We start from the raw sequence: 20519 nt of genomic DNA, 5'->3' as shown, positions 1-20519 counted from the left end.
AAAATCAGCCCGCAAACCCGGTAAAGGCGCGAACGACAGAGAAAATCGATTGAATTTTTCGCTAAAGTTCCCTATCCTTTACCCGCTTAATTTCCCAATGAACTGCCTATGCAAATAACAATATGCAGTTCTTTTTTTAAACACAACGAGAGAATCATATGAAAAAATCATTCGGTTTATTAGTAGGCGCAACTTTGATCGCTATCAGCGGACAAGTTGCAGCTAACGAAGCGGAAGAAATCGGCGCGAAAATTTATGAGCGTGCTTTCGGTCGTGGCTGCGGCGCTTGCCATGACATCGCTTCCAATCCACAATTATCGGCCTTGATCAGCGCCGGCAAACTGCCTAAAGACCAGTTCGCTAAAGTTCTGAAAGAAGGCAAAAACGGTATGCCTAAAGCTGTTGCGGCTATCATGGAAGTCGGTCCTGTGAAAAAAGCAGGTTATACCGAAGACCAAGCTATCGATGCAGTTTACGAATATCTGAAAAAATAATCGTAGCCTTACAGGCAAACAAAAAGCCGCTGCCCCTCACGGGACAGCGGCTTTTTTGTGGTCGTTATACTACAAGTTAGTCTTGACGACCGAGATACGCCTGTTGGCTGCGTTGATGGGTTAAGCGGTAGCGGTTGCGTAGCCAAACTCCGGCAACCGCCGCAATCATCAATCCGCAAGACACAAAGGTCAGATAAACCAAATCCTTAATGTCGTTCAATTCCTTGATCAGGGCCTGATTGGCAGCCGCACCTTCCACTTTTGCCGGCGAATCAACGGAATAGGTAGTGAGTATTTTGACATCGCCTTTCAGATCCTGAATGGTCTGCAGGGAATCAGCCACGCTACCCTTTTTGATATTCTCTTCCAGGGCTCTTAGCTTGCTGTCGATAGACCCGCTTAACAAGCCGAACAACTGGCCTTTCAAGGCGCTGATTTCGGCGGATAGCGCCGGATTCTGCGTGGCATACACTGCCGAGATAGCCTGATGCTTTTGTATTTCGGTCAACAGATTTTGTTTAGGCAGTAAGACAAAACCCAACAAAAAAACCGCCGCCATCAACGCCAGAACCAGCACTAACAAAAAGCGATTAGCCTTCATCAGCGCCTGATGCTGATGGGCGCGCAGATAGACTATCTCATGCTTATCGGTATTGACATCATCCAGATTAATCTCAGGCATATCGCTCATTATTCTTTTAGTGTTGCTAATCGGGAAGCTCTATTGATTTCCTAGAGCACGCGGCGCCTAAACGGCACCCTATGCCCGCCGGAAATACATCGGCGCATTATACAAGCTAAATCAAAAATGTCCTGTTTTATACAAACCGCGCTCAACGACCTTTTTTGGCGGCAATCCGCATTCTCAGGGCATTCAGTTTAATAAAGCCTTCGGCGTCTTTTTGGTTGTAAGCACCACCATCTTCTTCAAAAGTGGCGATATTTTCATCGAACAGACTATTGGTTTCCGAGGCGCGACCGACCACAACCACATTGCCTTTATACAACTTCACCCGGACCTTGCCGTTGACGTTGACCTGTGAGGCATCGATCATGGTTTGTAACAGCGCCCGCTCCGGACTCCACCAGTAACCGTTGTAAATCAAGGACGCATAACGCGGCATCAACTCGTCTTTTAAGTGCGCCACTTCGCGGTCCAGGGTCAGCGATTCGATGGCGCGATGCGCTTTCAACATCACAGTGCCGGCAGGCGTTTCGTAGCAGCCTCTGGACTTCATACCGACATAGCGATTCTCGACGATGTCCAGACGGCCAACTCCGTTAGCACCGGCAACTTTGTTCAATTTTTCCATCACCTGATGCGGCGTATGCGGCACATCGTCGATAGCAACGATGTCACCATTTTGATAAGTCAGCTCGACGTAGGTCGCTTGATCAGGGGCGTTCTCGGGCGATACGGTCCAGCGCCACATATCTTCTTCCGGTTCCGTCCAGGGATTTTCCAAAATCCGGCCTTCGTACGAAATATGCAACGAGTTGGCATCCATGGAATAAGGCGAGGTTTTACCTTTTTTCATTTCCACGGAAATGCCATGCTGTTCGGCATAATCCAGCAGCTTCTGCCGGGAGTTCAAATCCCATTCGCGCCAAGGGGCGATGATTTTGATATCCGGACGCAAGGCATAAGCACCCAATTCAAAGCGCACTTGATCGTTGCCCTTGCCTGTAGCGCCGTGAGAGACGGCGTCGGCGCCGGTTTCGTTGGCGATTTCGATCAAGCGTTTGGCAATCAAGGGACGGGCAATCGAAGTGCCGAGCAGATACTCGCCTTCGTAAATGGTATTGGCACGGAACATCGGAAATACGAAATCGCGAGCAAATTCTTCGCGCAAATCGTCGATATAAATTTCCTTGATGCCGGCAGCAGTTGCTTTAGCGCGAGCCGGTTCCAGTTCTTCACCCTGACCGATGTCGGCGGTAAATGTCACGACTTCGCAGTCGTAGACATCTTGCAGCCATTTCAAAATAACCGAGGTATCCAAACCACCGGAATAGGCCAACACCACTTTTTTAATATCCGACATAATGCGCTTCACACCTTTTACAAATTAAAAAACTGGCGAATTATAACGGAAAACCTCAATAAATTGCCCGCTATCCACCCTAGCCCGAGCGTAAAACTTACAGGTACTCCGCCAACAATCCCGCCACCCGTTTTGTAGCGCCCTGGTTATTTTCTACAAATAACCTGCCGTTATCGATCAATCTGTTTCTAAACGCTATATCTCGATAGAGGCGTAACACGGCATCAGTTAGGCCTTGGCGATCACGACACTGTATTGCCCCTTCCAAGGCTAAAATCCGCTCGGCAATTTCCTGAAAATTAAACATTTCCGGGCCAAATAACACGGGTACGCCAATGGCAGCCGGTTCCAATACGTTGTGACCACCGACCGGCACCAGACTACCGCCGACAAAAGCCAGATCGGCAGCGGCGTACAACATTTTTAATTCGCCCATACTGTCAGCGATATAAACATCGGTCTGCTCATGATGCTGCTTTTGCTCGCTACGCATCGCCACCGCCAAACCCTGCTGTTCGCAAAGCTTCTTAACCGTTTGAAAGCGCTCAGGATGGCGCGGCACTATCAACAACAGTAATTCGGGTATCGATGCTTTAAGGAGCGGGTAAAGCGCCAGAAATATCTCTTCTTCGCCCTGATGAGTGCTGGCTATGATCCAGACCCAGCGCCGGGCAAACAATTGTTGTTTCAACAACTGCCCAGCCGCGACCGTAGCCGCATCTATCGTTACATCAAACTTGATATTCCCCAGCACCTGTACTTGCGTCGATTCGGCGCCAATCTCGATAAACCGCGAGCGATCTTCCTCGGTTTGCGCTGCAATCGTGTGCACGCAAGCTAAAGCCGGTTTAACCAACCGCGGGATTTTTTGATAAGAACGCGCAGATCGCTCGGACAATCGCGCGTTAATCACAAATAGTGGAATCGCCTGCATCGCACAGGCGGCAAACAAATTCGGCCAGATCTCCTTTTCCATGATCACCGCCAGCCTTGGCCGAAAATGCTTAAGAAAGCGCGCGACTATAAAAGGTAAATCGTAAGGCAGATAGACGTGTTCGACTTGGTCAGCCAGTACAGCTTGAACACGCGCCGACCCTGTCGGCGTGGTGGTGGTGACCAACACCGGTATTTCCGGATATTCAGCCTGCAATAGCTTAAGCAATGGAAAAGCCGCTTCCGCTTCGCCCACCGAAACCGCGTGCAACCAAATGACATCGCGCTTTGATGGGGTGGAATAGATGCCTAAGCGTTCGCGCCAACGCTGCCGGTAGGCCGGCGCTTTGATGCCGCGCCAGTAAAGCCTAAACAAAACGGCGGGTAAAATTAAACCGAAAACCAATGTATAGAGACGACGCATCGGCTTTTAAAACCTGTAAGCCAGCTGCGAAACAAAGCGTTTTAAAGCTAGCGTTGCGTCATTGGACATTAGCACACCCTCAAAAATACCAGGGAGTATATCAAAGGGTAAATCTAAAATTTAACTGCTAACTTATGATTAGAACTCGGTACAAGGTAGCGACGAATCTATTGGGAGGAACGGTCGACCACATCCTTAGCAGCCCCGTAACAAAGACGCCATCCCTGGCGAATCTTCCTGATTATTCCTAAAACCACATTTCCTTGCGCTACAAACCGTCAGACTTGCAGCATGCTTTCATCCTTACGCCGCAACGGCAGCTTTACGGCGACCGCCAAAACCGATCATACCGGCCATCGCGCTGCCGAATAACCAAACGGCGCCAGGGACCGGTACTGCGGCGATGGACAATTCATAGCCGGAGACGTTTGCATTCCATCTGCCGACGCCGTTACCACCCAGCGCAATCGTATAAACTTGGCCTGCCTCTGCGAAAAACTCAAGATAATTCACGGCATCGACGGTAGCGTCATGAGTCAGGTACTCCATACCGGAACCAACGCCCACATTGTAGAAAGGGTTGCTGGTATTTTCCGGCTTGCCGGTGTTATTCCAACTACCGTGGTGGCTATAAGCTACCGAGTTGGTAGTATCCATACCTTTAAATACGGTAACGCCAAAATTACCGTTAATGGTGCCCAGCGAGGTCAGGTTCAGCCTCAGTACAGTAGAGATGTCGGATTTAATCAAACCCATGTCAATTTGGTGTTTCCAACCGGTTGGACCTGTTGCAGTGGGTAAACCGTCGTTACCCAGGCCATTATCTTTCCAAGCACCGGCGCCGGTATCAATTTCCGCTGCCACGCCATAATCAGCCAGTGCGTCGGCGGCAGACACCTCCAAGGTTCCTGGTCCGTGAATCGCCGCAGCCCAGTTCAAATGCGCGCGACCGGTATATCCAAACGGCAATGCACCGCCTGCTGTACCAAGCCAAGGCACTTGGGTACCTTGATAGCCGCCGCTTTCAGGGCCGGTAGCAATGGTATCGACATCAGGACCGTCATAAGTGTAATTCCAACCATCGGTTGCACTGGCCGCCGTTGTCGTGAAGGTGTTGTACATGACGTGCGCCGATGCGGTAGATGCACCCGCTGAAAGCGCAACACCCGCGACCGCCATCGAAACAGCTTTAGCCAATTTTGTTTTGATCATACGTTTTTTACCTTAAATCTTAAGTTTTGGGGAGAAAGCACCTTGAGCCCAGGACTTAACAATCTTGTAAGCCATCACTGACAGGCGCCTGTCTCCCTAACGCAATCCTTATGCCACCTATAAAACGTATTAATTACAAACAATTAGAATTTACTTATTCTCAACCCCTAATCAAATTCCGTGATTTAGCTCACAAAAAACAGGTGAAATAACATAATTTAGATTTTCCCCTTACTCGAGCAACCGTTTCCGACCAAAGTTCGAGAGCAACACAAATTTAGGTGTAACACTATATTGAAAACATCAGCGGCAAGTCATAGAGCCATCAAACGCGCAGAGTAGCTATCGTCTCAACCTACGTTCCAAATCCAGCAGACGCTGGGTAGTCTGCAACACCGTATCCGGATTCAAACTCATCGAATCAATGCCGATTTCGACCAAATATTCGGCCATTTCCGGGTAATCCGACGGCGCTTGACCACAAAGACCGGAATGGCGGCCGTTGCGGCGCGCACCTTCCACCGCCAGCCGAATCATGGTCTTGACACCGGCATCCCTCTCGTCGAAGTCATTCGCGACGATTTCCGAATCCCGATCCACACCCAAAGTCAATTGGGTTAAGTCGTTGGAGCCGATCGAAAAGCCATCGAATAATTTGGCGAATTCATCGATCAAGATGACGTTATTCGGTATCTCGCACATCACGTAAATTTCCAGGCCGTCATCCCCGCGCTTTAAACCCAGCTCTGCCATGTAAGCCAATACTCTCTCGGCCTCGTCTATGCGCCGACAGAATGGGATCATCAACACCACATTTTTCAGGCCCATTTGCTCGCGCACCCGCTTCATGGCCGCGCATTCCAGCGCAAACCCCTCGGCATAAGCCGGGTGCACATAGCGCGAGGCGCCGCGAAAACCGATCATCGGATTGGCCTCGTCGCGCTCGAACCAACGCCCGCCCAACAAGGTGGCGTATTCGTTGGTTTTAAAGTCCGACATCCGCACGACGACCGGTTTGGGATAAAACGCCGCGCCGATCGTACCGACACCTTCCGCCAGACGTTGAATAAAGAACTCTTCCGGTCGGGCATAGCCTTCGGTCAACTGCTGCAGTTGTTCCAGTTCACCGGCATCCGCGACTTTTTCGGGATGAATCAAAGCCATCGGATGGGCCTTGATATATTCGGTGATGATGAATTCCATCCGCGCCAGACCGACGCCGTCGTTGGGCAGAAAACTGAGTTTAAACGCCAATTCAGGATTTCCCAGATTGAGCATGATCTTGGTTTTTGGCCGCTGGAGTTGCGACAAGTCCGTCTGCGTCACGTCAAAATCCAGCCGGCCGGCATAGACTTTGCCGACATCGCCTTCCGCGCACGACACCGTCACCACGCTGCCGCTCGCTATCGCGGCCGTCGCGTTCTCACAACCGATCACCGCCGGCACACCCAGCTCGCGAGCAATGATAGCGGCGTGGCAAGTGCGCCCGCCACGATTGGTCACGATGGCCGCAGCGGTTTTCATCACCGGCTCCCAATCCGGCGTCGTCATATCGGCCACCAACACTTCGCCTGGTTTGAAACTGCCGAGTTTGGCGACGTTGTCTATCACCCGCGCCTGACCCACCGCGATCTTACTGCCCACGGCATGGCCTTTGACGATGGCTTCGCCTGCTTGTTTGAGCTGGTATTGTTCCAACACGTTACCCAACTTTTGGGAGGCCACGGTTTCCGGGCGGGCCTGCACGATATACAGCTTGCCGTCCAACCCATCCTTGGCCCATTCCATATCCATAGGCCGGCCGTAATGCCGTTCAATTTTCAGCGCGTAATCGGCCAATTGCAGCACTTCCGCATCGTCGATACAAAATTGCCGGCGCTCCTGATTTGAGGTGGCGACGTTGCGAATCGGTTCGCGAGTGCGGCCGTCGCTATAGATCATTTTGATTTTTTTCGCACCCAGCGTGCGCCGCAATACCGCCCGATAGCCTTGCCCGAACGTGGGTTTATGCACGTAAAACTCGTCCGGATCGACAGCGCCCTGCACCACGTTTTCACCCAGACCGTAGGCACCCGTGATGAAAACTGCGTCATTGAATCCGGATTCGGTATCCAGCGAAAACATCACACCGCTGGCCGCCAAGTCGGAGCGCACCATTTTCATCACGCCTATCGACAAACCGATTTTGAAATGGTCGAAACCTTGATCCAGCCGATAATGAATCGCCCGGTCGGTAAACAGACTGGCAAAACAACGCTTGCAGGCATCCAGTAAAGCTTGGCCGCCGCGAATATTCAGATAGGTATCTTGCTGGCCGGCAAAGCTGGCGGTCGGCAAATCCTCCGCGGTCGCGGAACTGCGCACCGCGACGGTTAAATCGTCTTGATATTGTTGTTGTAATTGCCCGAAAGCATCCAGAATTTGCTGCTGCAAATCGGCCGGCAACGGAGCCGCATACACCAAATCGCGCGCCTGTTGCGCACGGTGCGCCAAGTCTGCAACATCGTCGGCATCGACGTCGTCGAGTAAGGCGTGCAAATGCGGCCAAGCATCGGCCTGATCCAGCATATAACGGTAAGCTTCGGCGGTAATCGCAAAGCCATTGGGGACCATCACGCCCTCGGTGGCCAATTCGCGATACATCTCGCCGAGCGAGGCATTTTTACCGCCGACCAGCGGAATATCGTTAATGGTAAGTTCTGCAAACCAGCGGATGTATTGATTGTGCGTGGACATGTTGCGCTCCTTGGCTGTTGTTATGCTTGTCCTGATAAGCATACGCCGTTGGGAGCAATCGGCAAGGGGCTGGAGCTGTCGCCTGGGGCGGTTGTAATCACGGCACGCAAGGTTTTAGCGGAATTTTAAAGCGGGTTAATTGTTAAGGTCGGGGTTAGCTCCCCGACCCGCCAAGAAACGGTGAATTATTTACGCAACAGATAAGCGATTATCCCGCCTGTCGCCGCGGATAAGACCGACATCGCCCACTTTTTCTCTTCCGCGCTGGTGGTAATTGCCACCAAGGTGGCGTAGCACAACCAGACGATTAAAACCACAAAACCGAGCGCAACAATGAATAGCGCTAAATCCTTGAATAAGCGGACATGCCGTTCGGCGCCGGTTTCCTACCGGTCAACCGAAACGCTGAACGTATGATTGAGCAGCGGATTATTGAGATCGATAGGCTCATAAGCCGATAATTTCGGTTTCCAGCTTTTGAGTTTCAGATTCGACCAAACCGATTTTCAGCCCGCGCCGACGTCCGTCCCTGGCCGCCAGATACAGGGTAATCGCTTTGCGCAAAATTTCGCTTTTATTGGTATCGCCTTCCTCAGCGGCCTTGTCCAGTTCGCGATTCAGATCATCGGACAACACAACATTGAAACGTACAGACATGGGCAGTTCCTCTTGGTTAAATGATGTGTTTTTTGTACAGATATTTTACACATCAGGCAAGCAGAATGCTTGGGCTCCAGCCTGTCGAGTTTAATCAATTCGAAACCTGCTTGGCTGTCGCACATTTAGCCACGCCGAGCCGGTTCCGGGCAGTATGAGCCAAGCGTCAATCTCACTGACCTAAACCCCGCCCATAAGGTTTCGGACGGGGTTTGGAACGGGTTTTAAACCATCGGGCCGGAAGCCGATCCCTTGCGTTTAGGGATTAAAACTCAATCGTGCGGGTACGGTAATTTCGTGCCGCAGCGCGTGGGAACGAGAACAGCCCCCTGGTTCCCAAGCTCCCGCTTGGGAACCAAACACTTGGGAGCTCTTGCTTCCTGTAGAGTTAGAAAGCTGGAGCTTCCAAGGCCGAGGTTCCCAACCTAGAGGTTGGGAACCAGAAAGACTAATACTCCACTCTTACTGATCCCATAAATGTCCTCGGAGTGCCGACTTCGATAGCATTACGGCTGAAAGCCGCGCTGGGAAAATACTCTTTGTCGAGCAGGTTGTTGACATTCAACTGAGTAGTCAATTTGCTGCCGCCAACTTTCCAAGAATAACTGGTCAATAGATTTACCGTCGCATAGCCGGGCAGTACGACGTCAGTGTTACTTGTTTCGGTAGTTTGCGAGCCGCGAACCAGTACCCCACCACCGAACTTCAAGCCTCGCAACGTACCAGCTTGTAGCTCGTAAGTGGTAAACAAACTGCCACCATGTTTGGGAACTCCTGGCAAGCGTTGACCATTTTCACCCGGATAACCTTTAATAACTTTCGCATCGGGTGTATAAGCATAAGCACCGATTATGTTCCATCCGGGTAGGATTTCTCCTTTTACATCGAATTCCAGGCCAGCTGTTTTAGCCTCTCCTATCGCTCTTGCGTCGATAAAAGTCGGTGGCTGATAAATTGCCATATTTTGCTTGGTCAGATCGAACCAAGCCAACGTAGCCATCAATTTTTTGTCGAAGAGTTCTGTCTTGGCTCCAAACTCCCACTGCTGTGCAGTTTCAGGACTTAATAACGAACCACCAATTGATCTACCAGATTGGACACCAACAAAGTTTTCAGTGTAACTGCCGTACACACTAAATTCCGGAATAGGTTGCCAGATCAAACCGCCGCGAGGTGTCAAGCTATCCTGCATGGGATTTTCAGTAACCGTCCCACTGACAAGATCGACATATTCATTTTCCGCACCGTCATAACGAAAACCCGCCAGCATAGAAAAGTTAAATGGCAATTTGATTTGATCTTGTAGATAAAGCCCGAACCATTGCTCCAATGCTGAGCTATTAACAACGGGTGCATTAGCTATTTGATTTTGGATGGCATTAGCTCCGAGATAAGTAGGATTATAAATATCGACGGCATTGAAATAATATTGCTCAGTACCTTGCCTAAAGGTACGAAAATAGTCCCCCCCTAATAGTAACGTATGCTGTAATCCCCATGTATCGAAATGCCCCGTCAAATTGATCGCATTAAAATAGCTGGCATCATCTTCCGGCGGGCGATGTCCGACCACGCCAAATATATTTAACATTCTGTTGTCAGTATTTAACCCTGTCGGATTAGCTGCGTAAGTCTCTATACCATTGTAGACCGCGGTGAAACGATGGCTGAGCGTCCAATTGTCATTAAAGGCATGAGACCAATTCATGCCAACCAGAACCCGTTCGAAAGTACTTTGCGGGTCTGCTTCACCTAAAAATCGACTGCGTGGTACATCGGCTGGTCGATTGCCAATTGCAGGTATGCCTCGGTCAAATACCACATGACCGTAATCGTATTCCAATTCAAAATTCACCTGGGTTTTAGGGCTAATGTTCCAAGTAACCGTCGGTGCGATAAAAATACGGTCGCTGCTTACCATGCCACGAAACGAGTTGGCATCCTTATAAGCCAGATTAATACGGTACAGTAACGATTTGTCGTCGGTAATCGGCCCGGTGGCGTCCACAGTGGTGCGATAGAAGTCGTAAGAACCGAATTGTTGTTGTAAGGAATAATACGGCGTTGCCAACGGTTGTTTGGTGACGTAATTGACCACACCGCCGGGCGCAGTCAGTCCATAGAGTAGAGAAGCTGGGCCTTTCAAAGCTTCTACACGTTCAACATTCGCCAAATCCCGGCCGCCCCAAGCCCCTCCCAACGGGAATGGCGCACCATTGCGATAATCGCCTGCGGGATAATTATCAAAACCTCGTCGTCTTGACCAGTCCAGCCAATCACCCGAATTTGCAGTACCTTGATAGATACCGCTGACATAATTCAGCGCGTCGCCCGGACGGACAGCTTGCGTGTCTTCCAAAACCTGTTTTGGCACGACCTGCACCGAGAACGGCGTTTCCATGATTGGCGTGTCGGTCTTGGCTGCAGTGGAAGCATTAGGCAGGTTATAGTCGGGGTTATAAGGATCAGTCGAATCATAAACCGCCTTCCCCATCACCGTCACAGCCGGCATCGTCGCCGCCGTGCGCGGCTCGGCATTCGCGGCTGGTTCCACCGTAAACGTGTCATCCGCCGTTTTCCGCACCGTCAACCCCGAATCCTGCAACATCCGCTGCATGGCTTGCTCCGGGGTGTATTGGCCGGACACCGGGCTGGAGCGAAGTTTGCCGACCAGGTCCGCCGGATAGAGCAGGCGCAGGTTGGTCTGGTAGGCAAGTTCGGTCAGGGCGCTGTCCAGGGCTTGCGCCGGGATGTTGAAGGCTTGCGCAGCGTCGCCGGCCATCGCGGCCAGGCTGACAGTGCCGAGCAGTAATAATGCGGCTATAGGCTTGGGTTTAAACATACGGGCCTGGCCGGGATGGACGCTGCCGGTATCGAGTGATTTTTTCATCTGTAATCCTTAACGTGGCGGCGGCACCATTGCCGCGTACCGGTTAAGACGGACGGCTGGAAAAATCTTGTAATGGCGGCGGGATTTTTTTTGCGCTAGCCGTGCAATATGGTTAACCAAGGCGTGATTTGACTGATTTTTACCGAGAGGATTTGTTGCAGCATCGCCAGCGTGGCGGCGCGGTCCGCCAGCGGAAAAACGCCGCTGACCCTTAGCGCCGCCAGTTTGGCGTCACTGATGATGATCGTTCCGGGGAAATAGCGGTCCAATTCCGCAACCACATTGGCCAGGGCTTGATTTTTAAAGACCAGTTTACCGCGTTGCCAGGCGGCGCTTTGCTGCGGATCGGCCGACACTGCAGCTTGCAAGCCGTTGGCGGCACTGTAAACCGCTTGTTGCCCTTCTTGAATGCGGGCGTCGGGCGGGTAATCCGGGGCCTGCAGACCTTTGACGCCCACGGCGTGTTCCTGCACAGTGATGCGGGCGGCGTGGTCTTGCTGCAGCACTTCAAAGACCGTGCCTAAGGCTTTGACCACTACAGTATCGGTGGCTACCTCAAACGGCCGTTTACGGTCGGCGGCGACCTTGAACAAGGCCTGGCCGTGTTTCAATGTCAGTTTGCGGCCGGTATCCGAATAGGCAACCGTCAATGCGGTATCGGTATTCAACAGCACCTGGCTGCCGTCGGCCAACGTCACGGTTTTTTGTTCGCCGACAGCGGTGTAATAGTCACTGAACCAGCGGTCGCCAAGGCCGGAAAACGGCAAAACCAACGCCAAGGCAACCGCGGCCGCTGCCAAACCGCGCCAGACGGGCCGGCTAAATCGGCGGCCCATGGCTTGCGCCGGTATCGGCAGATCCGTTACCGACCAGCCCTCGCCCATGTCCAGCCACAGTTGTTCGGCCTCGGCAAAGGCGCGACGGTGCGAGGGGCTGCGATTTTGCCATTCGGCGACCGCACGCCGCTCCTGCTCGCCGGCGTTTCCGGCGCGCAGCCGTATCACCCAATCAATGGCCTGATCGGACAAAGTGGTGATTTCGGAAACGGGTGCGTTACTCATCGGCATAAGGTTGTGACGGTTGAAACTATTATGACGGATGACGAGGCGGTTCTTGCTGATATTTTCCGGGCGGTCGGCATGGGACTCAATGTTGCTTGAGTCTGTCCCGGCAATGCCGCATGGCTCTTGCCAGATGCTTGGCGACCATGCTGTCCGAAATGCGCAGGCGGGCCGCGACTTCGGTATGGCTAAGGCCTTCGACCCGGTTCCAGTAAAAAGCCAGACGGCAGTCTTCGGGTAATTCGGCCAAGGCCTGATGAATGGCTTGCAAGCGCTGGGTCTGCTGATAACGCTGCTCGGGGCCGGGCGACTGTTCGGGAACGGCGTTGTAGGTGTCGTCGTCAACATCCTGCTTGAGCCGATTGACGCTAAGCCGTTGATAGTCGATCACCAGATTACCGACAACCCGAAACACGAATGCGCGCGGATTCTCGATAGTGTCCTGGGTTTGCTGGCGGCTTAGCCGCAAATAAGCATCTTGCAGTATGTCTGCGGACAGGTCTTCCGAACCCAGTTTACGCACGATAAAACGACTGAGTTCATCGCGATGTTTATCGATGAATGCCGCAAACTGTTCGGCGCTGAGTTCGGCTTGCTCGCCGCTGTCGGAAGGTTTTGCGGAAAATAGTTGGTCGGACATGTGCCATCGCTGCGTTATTGTCCGGATGTTACAAGCACAATACGCGCCCAATCGTACAAGCAAATAGAAATCAGGCTATTAAGCTTTTTTGCCGGCGCATACCGGAATGACAGACGGAGAAAATACGTGATATGCCACAGCGGTTTGCGGTGAATCCCTGATTGGCAGCGACATTCTAGGTTGGGTTACGCCCCGTGCGAAAGTATCGAGAATGTGTTTTTGTAAATCAGCGGGCAATGGTGCCGGGCGCACCAAAACGCACGCATGCTGAGCGCGTTGAGCCGAATCCGCCAGAACATCGGCATCTACCGTATCGAGTAAAGCGCGGCCAGGCTGCAGCTAGAAGCGGTCAACCTCAGCAGCGGCGAGCAATCGGCAAGCACTTCGCAGCAGAAACAAACCGAATCGGGCTATCCGGAAAGTGGACTAAAAACGCCTATTGCAATGGCTGGGCAGCTGCGACGACCTGATTGCGACCAGCGTCCTTGGCTAGATAGAGCGCTTTGTCCGCCGCCCCGATCAAGGCCACCGGGGATAGGCCGTTTGCCGGGTAGGTGGCTACACCAAATGATGCGGTGACATGGATACTGATGTCGGCAACGGCAATGGGCTGCGCAATCAGGGCCAAACGTATCGATTCGGCGCGTTCATTAGCGGTTTGCAGCGAAGTATCCGGCAACACCAGAAAAAACTCTTCGCCGCCATAACGGCAATCCAAATCGCTGGCGCGGGCATGACGCTTCAGGATGTCGGCAAATGCTTTCAAAACTGCATCACCGGCCTGGTGTCCATAACAATCATTGATCATTTTAAAATGATCCAGATCGCTCATCACCACGCTCACCTCGTAGCCTTGTCGCTCTGCCAACAGCAATTCACGTTCCAAATTCTCGTTAAGGAACAGGCGGTTATACAGTCCGGTCAACGGATCATGAATCGCCTGATATTGGAGTTGCTCGTGTAGCGCTTGGACTTGCCGCTCGGAGCGCAATCGCTCGCTAATATCCGCCAAGACCGCTATCAATGCAGGCTTGCCACCAATATCTATGGCCGGACTCACCGATACCTCCACCGTGATCATTTGGCCATTCCTACGCACGGCGTTGGCGACAAAATTAATTTTGGCAAGCTCTTGGTTCAGCGCTTTCTGCATCGCTGCGCGCACGGTAGGTTCATCGGCATCGCTGACGAGTTCCATGATGTCCATCGTCATGAGTTCATCGACCGGGTAATCAAAGATTGCCGCGAACTTGGGATTCACATAATGGAAACGGTCATCGATAATCATGGTGATACCAACCAAGGATTGATCCAGCACCCGATGAAATTTCTCCTCGGCTTCCTGCAGGGCCCGATTGATTTTCTCGTTTTCCCGCAACGCCGCATCCAGTTCCTTTGTCCGCGCCCTCACCAAATTCTCCAGCATGATGGTGGTTTGAAACTGATCAAAATCCGAATAGTGTTGAGTGGAACTATGCTCTACTCGATTCATTAAGGCTTCCACCACCTTATTCAGGCGAACGATTTCCGCCCTTAATTCGCTCTCTATATCGAGTGCATCTGTATCAATCATACTCGTCACACCTATCTACTGCCCCGATGGCAACCGCGGCGAAGGTCTGATTCACATGCACGCCGCGAAACTGTTCGCCATAAGTATTGAAACCTATCACCTTATTATCACTCAGGATTTGTTCAGCCTGCGCCGTCAACCCGCGCTGCACCAGCTCGAGCTTTCTAAGGATGCAATCGCAAGCGACAACGACCTGAGGTTGGCCTATCTCGGCCCGAACTTCGGCAAAAACCTGTTGCAGACTTTCGATAGGATCGACGCCCAGCGCCACTCTCAATACCAAGCCTTCCTCAATCGCGCAGTAAAAAGTCAGGCTTTGATCTTGGTTGGCGCTACGAATCGCCCGCACATAATAGTTTCCGTCGATAGATACCACGACCGGCGCCGCGGCAAAGTGCGCATGGCTTAAAGCGTCTGTCGAAACCCCAATGAGTCTGGCGTATTCCGGCGCGGCTGGTAGACCGTTGATTTCATATACGACGCGGCGTCTGGCATCGGCGAGAGTGACCACCAATCTTTCCGCGGTCGGCTCAAAATGCTGGGCTTTGAATATTTTGAACGGTAACGAGGTATGCACCAGCAACAACACGGCACTGTCGGTATGAAAGTCGCCCTCGCAATAAACGTATGTTTTACGGAACTGCAAGTCGTCGGCCGCCGAGCCGCCAATCATGGCAATATTGCCTAATGCGTCTTGTATCGCATGGGTAACCTGCTCTTCGCGCACCGATAAGCCGTCGATCAATAAAAAACCGAAGCAATTTTCGGCGTTAAGATGCGTCACTCTATCTTGCAAGCCATACAAAAGCTCGTTGGCAAGCGCGTGCCCTTCGGCGATGCGAAACTGTTGCAAATTAGGGATTAGGCCACTGGTTGCCATAAAATCCGGTGCGGAAAAGCCGACACCTACCAGGCTTTGTTGACGTAATCCTGCACCGCCAATTTCGCCGGAAGTCGTACAGCCAAGCACTTGGATACCTTGAAATCGACGTCTTATTTCGGAAGCCAGCACAGTTCGGTCATAACTATTCGAACAAAAGAAAAGGACCAAGGTGGTGTCGGTGTGCTGCAAACCTAAAGCAAGCTCTTCGACCGCCCGCTGGGGGTCAGCTAAACAGGAATGGGCAATGCGAATTGCCGTGCGGGGACTCATCTACGTTCTCGGCAGTTACTGTTGACGAATTAGGGAAATATTCTACAACCGGGCTCCAGACCATGCTGTAGAAAAATCGAGATTTGTCGTTATTTGCTTACAAAAATCATCTGGATCGATGATAGAAATTGACCTGACTAGCCGTTCAACCATTCCATATAAAGTTGTACGCCTTGCTCGACGGTTTGGAACGAATGTTTACAACCAGCGGCGCGTAATTTATCCAGATTGGCTTCGGTGAAGCTTTGGTAGCAGCCTTTCAGGTGCTCGGGGAAGGGAATATATTTGATATGGCCGCGCTGGTGAAATTTGATCACCGCATTCGCCACATCATTAAAGGTCTGGCTACGACCCGTGCCACAGTTGTAGATGCCGGATGCTTGGGGGTTATCCAGAAACCAAAGGTTAATAGCCACCACATCGCCGACATAAACAAAATCGCGGCGCTGCTCGCCGTTGCCGTAACCGTCGCAACCTTCGAATAAGCGTAATTCGTCGGAATCTTTGATCTGATTATTCAAATGAAAGGCTACGCTGGCCATGCTACCTTTGTGGGCTTCGCGCGGACCGTAGACATTGAAGTAGCGTAAACCCACCACTTGCGCGGTCAATTTTTGCTGTCTGCGCAAATATTGGTCGAACTGAAACTTGGAATAACCGTAGACATTCAGCGGACCTTCATAAGCCAATTCTTCCTTGAAGGTTAAATCGGCACCGTAAGTAGCGGCGCTGGAGGCGTAAATGAACGGGATTTTATGGCTTTGGCAATAATGAAACAGCGTTTTGCTGTATTCATAATTGTTGTCCATCATGTAGCGGCCGTCCCACTCTGTCGTGCTGGAACAGGCGCCCTGATGAAATATGGCTTCTATCGATTCTGCTTGGAAAGCACCTTGTTGCAGTCGTTCCAAAAAGGTGCTTCTGTCCAGATAATCCGCTATCTTGCACTCGACCAAATTCCGGTATTTGATACCGTTAGTCAAATGGTCGACTACCAAAATATCATCATAACCGCGGGCATTCAGGCCCAATAACAGATTGCTGCCAATAAAGCCGGCGCCACCGGTTACGATGATCACGGTTTTACTCGGCTACCACTTTTACCGGCAGCGTAATAACGACGTCGGTATGCAGATTGATAGCAATGTCGTATTCGCCGATGTTACGGATGACGCCGTTTGGCATACGGATTTCGTGCTTCTCAACTTTTACGCCGGCAGCGGTAATGGCATCAGCAACGTTTTGTGTACCAACAGAACCGAACAAACGGCCTTCGTCGCCGGTTTTGTGGGCAATGGATACGTTCAATTTGCTGATTGCTTCGCCGCGAGCAGTCGCAGCAGCCAATTTTTCAGCCGCTTGTTTTTCCAGCTCGGCGCGACGCTCTTCAAACTCTCTGATTTTCTTGGGCGTAGCAGGCACTGCTTTGCCTTGCGGGATCAAATAGTTTCTGCCGTAACCCGCTTTGATGGTTACTTTATCGCCCAGGTTACCCAGATTGGCGGTTTTTTCCAGAAGAATGACTTCCATCGTTTTCTACCTCTTAGATCGACTTGATTGTCGAAAAATCGGGAGCTTACGCTCCATTTGGTTTTAGTTTATTTCGTAAGTCCAGCCAGGTGTCAGTCAGTCCGCACAACACGATCACCACCATCACATGCGGGATCAACATCAATGTGACATATAAAAAAGGCACCATGAAACGACTACCCTTCATCACCGAGAACGCCGCGTGCAACACTGCGGTGCCTATCATTGTGTAGGTCACCAGCAGCACCAATAGCACGTTCCAACAAAGTTCCGCGGTTTTGCCGGAAGTCAGCATGGCTACTCCGGCCACCAACAAGGTGCCTAATGTCAAATGCACATGCCCTTTCAACGCCAAAAACTCGGCTCTGAAACCGCCCGGGTTGTATAGCGCTGCTTGCCACCATCTGGCCAAAAACAAACCGAACAGCAAGCCGTAAACGCTGCCTGCCGCGGCAACTCCGGACATGAAATGCGCCAACAATTCTGCAGACTGCCTAATTTGCTCAAGCGGCACATCGGTTTTGCCTTCAAGCATGGGCTGCAGCATAAAGCTCAACACTTCGCGCCAAAGCTGTACCGGCTGGTCCTGAATCGTATAAATCCCCAACACCACCGCCACACCCAGCAACACGGCAATTTCAATTGCCAGTGTCAGATAACGGCCTTCGCGCAGTACTATCGAAATCAGCCAAACCGGTAGCCAAAAGGCCAGACCGTAAAGCAATGCGTACTGGTAATTACCGATCAATAAGGTGCTTAATACGGCGGCAGCCAGACATGAGCACATGAGCACATACAAGCCCTCGCTAGCCCCACGCCTCAATGTTACCAATGAGACAGCGGCTGAACTTACGATACTGACAGGAGGAAACAGCAGCGATAGCAAGGCCAGGCTGGATGCGACCGTCATGGCCTGCATCCGTCCTTTCATAATGAAAGTGGCCAGAAATTGCACGCGCTACGCCCCCCGTGCTAAATCACTTGTGTGCGTCGCAGAACGGCAACAAAGCCAGGAAACGCGCTTGTTTAATAGCGGAAGTCAGCTGTCTTTGATATTTCGCACTGGTACCGGTAATGCGGCTAGGAATGATTTTGCCGGTTTCGGTAACGTACTCGCTCAATAAATCCAGATCTTTATAATCGATTTTGATCGCGTCTTCGCCGCTAAAACGGCAACCTTTTTTGCGTCTAATGTTGTTACGTGCCATCACAATTCTCTTGGTTCAATGTTGATTATTCGGAATCCGCTGCGACTTCAGTCTCGACGACTTCTACTTCAGCTTCTTCGGTTTCTTCTTCGACTTCTTCCTTAACGCGGCTACCGGCTTTTTGACCGTCGTTACCGCTGACAGCAATCGCAGAAGGCTCGGTTACGGCCGCTTTTTGCGCCAGAGTTTGGCTACGCAAAATGGCGTCGTTGAAACGAAAACCGCTTTCCAGTTCTTCAAGAGTGGCTTGATCGCATTCGATGTTCATCAACACGTAATGTGCTTTATGAATTTTTTTGATAGGGTAAGCCAAATGTCTACGGCCCCAATCTTCCAAACGGTGAATTTTGCCTGCGGCTTCTTCAACGGTGGATTTATAACGCTCTATCATAGCCGGCACCTGAGCACTTTGATCAGGGTGGACTAAGAAGACAATTTCATAATGTCGCATGATTTCTCCTTACGGGTTTAAAAGCCTCCCATCCGTTTGAACAGTGAGGCAAGGGGTGGGGATAAATTCCCCAAAAAGCTGGGCATTATAGAAATAGGCGCTGTTTTTGCAAAGCAATTTTTCAACAGCGCCTAAAGTTGACTAGGCAAACAGACTCAATAAGCCATTACTGGCGATAGCACGACCTGCTTCAATTTCTTCGAGCATAGTGTTGGAGGGCTCGGTTGCCGCACTATCGGCATGGCCTTGGCCTTGGCTTTGACTATTGCCACCGCGATTTTGCTCGCCGGCCATTTGGAAGGACTCGCGTCCAGACCGTTGTTCTGATTGTTGCTGGGAAACATTAACATCCGCCAAATTCAAGTTTTGCCCACCCAACATTTCCCGCAACTTGGGGATTGCCGCTTCGATGGCGTCCCTGACCGCCGCGTGCTGGGCGGTGAAGACCACATTGGCTTGATCTTGATTGACATCGATCTTGATGGAAATAGGGCCGAGATGCTCAGGATTCAGCCGAATTTCAGCGGAAGGCACCGCTTGTTTATGCATCCACAACAATTTTTCGCCCAGCTCGGTGTTCCATTCAGGATGAGTCAAATGTTTTTCCATCGTCGGCGCTGACGTTTGCCCGACGCTATTTACCGATTTATTCAGCTGGTTGATGTCGGCCGTCATTCTCGACAACCCCACATCAGCCTCGCTACCGCCAATTTGCTGCTTCGGCACATCGCGCTGCTCGGTTTGAAAAGTATCAGCCGCGCTGTCTTGCGCAAATTGCGGGGACGCGCCGTCTTCGGCGGCCAGGGTTTTGGCAAAACCGCTCTCCGCTACCATCGTCTTCCGCCCTTCATCAGCGCCACTCAATGCCGTCAACGCCTCTTTTTTGGCATCCATACCCAACAGCTCCGGACTGTTTTTGATGGCAGACATCGCCTCGCTGGTTGCTACCGCTGATTTCAGCGCGTCGTTAACAACACTCACGCCATCCGCCACCGGCAAGGGCTGAGCTTGCGTGCTTACGTAGATCGCAGCATTCACCGCCTGCTCATCATGTGCAGCCTCGGTATTTTCCGTCACTATATCGGCAAGATTCTCTTGATCGGCCGATGCAACCGGTAAAACCGGAACTTGCGGCGCGGCACCGGTGGCCTCCAAGCCTTGCAAGTATTGCAAAACATCCGCCAAGGCTTGCATGGTATCGTCGAGATTAATATCCTGATCAAGTTTGGTTGCCGTCGGCAAACTCTTGCCGAATAGAGCGGTAAAATCCTGCAAGCTTTGACTGTTCAGAGCATCCGTCCCCAATCCGCCCAGCTGCTGTAAATTCGCCAAGCCGGCGTCACCGGCCGCCCCTTTACTCAATAAACTGTTTTGCAATTGTGCCAGCTGCTCAAGCAGCGTCGCCGAAAACACGCCAGCACCACCACCTTCGCCCAATAGAGCTGTCGTCGCAGCACCGGCGCTATCGGCAGAGGCTAATAGAGACAGCGGATTTAAACCTTGGATATTCAT

Annotated in this window: 18 protein-coding genes; 1 reads left to right on the top strand and 17 read right to left on the bottom strand. The window is 51.6% G+C overall.

Annotation, left to right across the window (positions count from 1 at the left end):
* Positions 1-158: 158 nt before the first annotated feature.
* The gene (locus tag JWZ98_RS07360; protein WP_033157353.1) at positions 159-494 is read left to right on the top strand and encodes a c-type cytochrome; all 336 of its coding nucleotides are present in this window, start codon (positions 159-161) and stop codon (positions 492-494) included.
* Positions 495-570: 76 nt separating this feature from the next.
* On the opposite strand, the gene JWZ98_RS07355 is transcribed toward JWZ98_RS07360, so the two are convergent.
* The 17 genes from JWZ98_RS07355 to JWZ98_RS07275 form a co-directional block, all read right to left on the bottom strand.
* On the bottom strand, positions 571-1185 hold the full coding sequence (locus tag JWZ98_RS07355) for a hypothetical protein (RefSeq protein ID WP_205453816.1): 615 nt from the start codon (positions 1183-1185) through the stop codon (positions 571-573).
* A gap of 142 nt (positions 1186-1327) precedes the next feature.
* A complete protein-coding gene (locus tag JWZ98_RS07350; RefSeq protein ID WP_033157351.1) occupies positions 1328-2539 on the bottom strand; it encodes an argininosuccinate synthase in 1212 nt (403 codons plus the stop codon).
* 97 nt (positions 2540-2636) lie between these two features.
* Complete coding sequence (waaA, locus tag JWZ98_RS07345) at positions 2637-3896, bottom strand: lipid IV(A) 3-deoxy-D-manno-octulosonic acid transferase (RefSeq protein WP_101051571.1); 1260 nt, start codon at positions 3894-3896, stop codon at positions 2637-2639.
* A gap of 303 nt (positions 3897-4199) precedes the next feature.
* Positions 4200-5108 carry a hypothetical protein gene (locus JWZ98_RS07340; RefSeq protein ID WP_205453815.1) on the bottom strand — a complete coding sequence of 303 codons (909 nt, stop codon included), beginning with the start codon at positions 5106-5108 and terminating at the stop codon, positions 4200-4202.
* A 342-nt stretch (positions 5109-5450) separates the two neighbouring features.
* Complete coding sequence (gene ppsA / locus JWZ98_RS07335; RefSeq protein WP_205453814.1) at positions 5451-7844, bottom strand: phosphoenolpyruvate synthase; 2394 nt, start codon at positions 7842-7844, stop codon at positions 5451-5453.
* Between the two features lie 447 nt (positions 7845-8291).
* Positions 8292-8501, bottom strand: coding sequence for a CopG family transcriptional regulator (locus JWZ98_RS07330; protein ID WP_205453813.1), 210 nt, complete (start codon positions 8499-8501; stop codon positions 8292-8294).
* Positions 8502-8949: 448 nt separating this feature from the next.
* Positions 8950-11391 carry a TonB-dependent receptor gene (locus JWZ98_RS07325; protein ID WP_205453812.1) on the bottom strand — a complete coding sequence of 814 codons (2442 nt, stop codon included), beginning with the start codon at positions 11389-11391 and terminating at the stop codon, positions 8950-8952.
* A 95-nt stretch (positions 11392-11486) separates the two neighbouring features.
* Positions 11487-12452: a FecR family protein gene (locus JWZ98_RS07320; protein WP_240348252.1), complete on the bottom strand. Its 966-nt coding sequence runs from the start codon at positions 12450-12452 to the stop codon at positions 11487-11489.
* Between the two features lie 85 nt (positions 12453-12537).
* A complete protein-coding gene (locus JWZ98_RS07315) occupies positions 12538-13092 on the bottom strand; it encodes a sigma-70 family RNA polymerase sigma factor (RefSeq protein WP_205453811.1) in 555 nt (184 codons plus the stop codon).
* Positions 13093-13528: 436 nt separating this feature from the next.
* Positions 13529-14665: a sensor domain-containing diguanylate cyclase gene (locus JWZ98_RS07310; protein WP_205453810.1), complete on the bottom strand. Its 1137-nt coding sequence runs from the start codon at positions 14663-14665 to the stop codon at positions 13529-13531.
* Positions 14658-15818 carry a nitric oxide-sensing protein NosP gene (nosP, locus tag JWZ98_RS07305; protein WP_101051565.1) on the bottom strand — a complete coding sequence of 387 codons (1161 nt, stop codon included), beginning with the start codon at positions 15816-15818 and terminating at the stop codon, positions 14658-14660. The genes JWZ98_RS07310 and nosP overlap by 8 nt, the downstream gene beginning before the upstream one ends.
* Before the next feature lie 137 nt (positions 15819-15955).
* Entirely contained in the window at positions 15956-16897 is a 942-nt protein-coding gene (gene rfaD, locus JWZ98_RS07300; RefSeq protein WP_101051564.1) for an ADP-glyceromanno-heptose 6-epimerase, read from the bottom strand.
* Positions 16898-16901: 4 nt separating this feature from the next.
* Positions 16902-17348: a 50S ribosomal protein L9 gene (rplI, locus tag JWZ98_RS07295; RefSeq protein WP_033157343.1), complete on the bottom strand. Its 447-nt coding sequence runs from the start codon at positions 17346-17348 to the stop codon at positions 16902-16904.
* Positions 17349-17394: 46 nt separating this feature from the next.
* Positions 17395-18258: a hypothetical protein gene (locus tag JWZ98_RS07290; RefSeq protein WP_240348250.1), complete on the bottom strand. Its 864-nt coding sequence runs from the start codon at positions 18256-18258 to the stop codon at positions 17395-17397.
* Between the two features lie 67 nt (positions 18259-18325).
* Entirely contained in the window at positions 18326-18556 is a 231-nt protein-coding gene (gene rpsR / locus JWZ98_RS07285; RefSeq protein ID WP_020482464.1) for a 30S ribosomal protein S18, read from the bottom strand.
* Positions 18557-18581: 25 nt separating this feature from the next.
* Positions 18582-19007, bottom strand: coding sequence for a 30S ribosomal protein S6 (gene rpsF / locus JWZ98_RS07280; protein WP_033157341.1), 426 nt, complete (start codon positions 19005-19007; stop codon positions 18582-18584).
* Positions 19008-19148: 141 nt separating this feature from the next.
* Positions 19149-20519, bottom strand: coding sequence for a flagellar hook-length control protein FliK (locus JWZ98_RS07275; RefSeq protein WP_205453808.1), 1371 nt, complete (start codon positions 20517-20519; stop codon positions 19149-19151).

The sequence above is a fragment of the Methylomonas sp. EFPC1 genome (genome assembly GCF_016925515.1).
GTDB classification, from domain to species: domain Bacteria; phylum Pseudomonadota; class Gammaproteobacteria; order Methylococcales; family Methylomonadaceae; genus Methylomonas; species Methylomonas defluvii.
Note: the sequence above shows the minus strand (reverse complement) of the source record. Positions and strands in the feature narration are given on the sequence as shown.

Bases quoted from the DNA above. Each gene is read 5' to 3' on its own strand.
- rpsF (WP_033157341.1), bottom strand. From the start codon at position 19,007: ATGCGACATTATGAAATTGTCTTCTTAGTCCACCCTGATCAAAGTGCT.
- JWZ98_RS07350 (WP_033157351.1), bottom strand. From the start codon at position 2,539: ATGTCGGATATTAAAAAAGTGGTGTTGGCCTATTCCGGTGGTTTGGAT.
- JWZ98_RS07330 (WP_205453813.1), bottom strand. From the start codon at position 8,501: ATGTCTGTACGTTTCAATGTTGTGTTGTCCGATGATCTGAATCGCGAA.
- JWZ98_RS07290 (WP_240348250.1), bottom strand. From the start codon at position 18,258: ATGACGGTCGCATCCAGCCTGGCCTTGCTATCGCTGCTGTTTCCTCCT.
- JWZ98_RS07355 (WP_205453816.1), bottom strand. From the start codon at position 1,185: ATGAGCGATATGCCTGAGATTAATCTGGATGATGTCAATACCGATAAG.
- JWZ98_RS07275 (WP_205453808.1), bottom strand. From the start codon at position 20,519: ATGAATATCCAAGGTTTAAATCCGCTGTCTCTATTAGCCTCTGCCGAT.
- nosP (WP_101051565.1), bottom strand. From the start codon at position 15,818: ATGAGTCCCCGCACGGCAATTCGCATTGCCCATTCCTGTTTAGCTGAC.
- waaA (WP_101051571.1), bottom strand. From the start codon at position 3,896: ATGCGTCGTCTCTATACATTGGTTTTCGGTTTAATTTTACCCGCCGTT.
- ppsA (WP_205453814.1), bottom strand. From the start codon at position 7,844: ATGTCCACGCACAATCAATACATCCGCTGGTTTGCAGAACTTACCATT.
- JWZ98_RS07315 (WP_205453811.1), bottom strand. From the start codon at position 13,092: ATGTCCGACCAACTATTTTCCGCAAAACCTTCCGACAGCGGCGAGCAA.
- JWZ98_RS07340 (WP_205453815.1), bottom strand. From the start codon at position 5,108: ATGATCAAAACAAAATTGGCTAAAGCTGTTTCGATGGCGGTCGCGGGT.
- JWZ98_RS07310 (WP_205453810.1), bottom strand. From the start codon at position 14,665: ATGATTGATACAGATGCACTCGATATAGAGAGCGAATTAAGGGCGGAA.
- JWZ98_RS07325 (WP_205453812.1), bottom strand. From the start codon at position 11,391: ATGAAAAAATCACTCGATACCGGCAGCGTCCATCCCGGCCAGGCCCGT.
- rpsR (WP_020482464.1), bottom strand. From the start codon at position 18,556: ATGGCACGTAACAACATTAGACGCAAAAAAGGTTGCCGTTTTAGCGGC.
- JWZ98_RS07320 (WP_240348252.1), bottom strand. From the start codon at position 12,452: ATGAGTAACGCACCCGTTTCCGAAATCACCACTTTGTCCGATCAGGCC.
- rplI (WP_033157343.1), bottom strand. From the start codon at position 17,348: ATGGAAGTCATTCTTCTGGAAAAAACCGCCAATCTGGGTAACCTGGGC.
- JWZ98_RS07360 (WP_033157353.1), top strand. From the start codon at position 159: ATGAAAAAATCATTCGGTTTATTAGTAGGCGCAACTTTGATCGCTATC.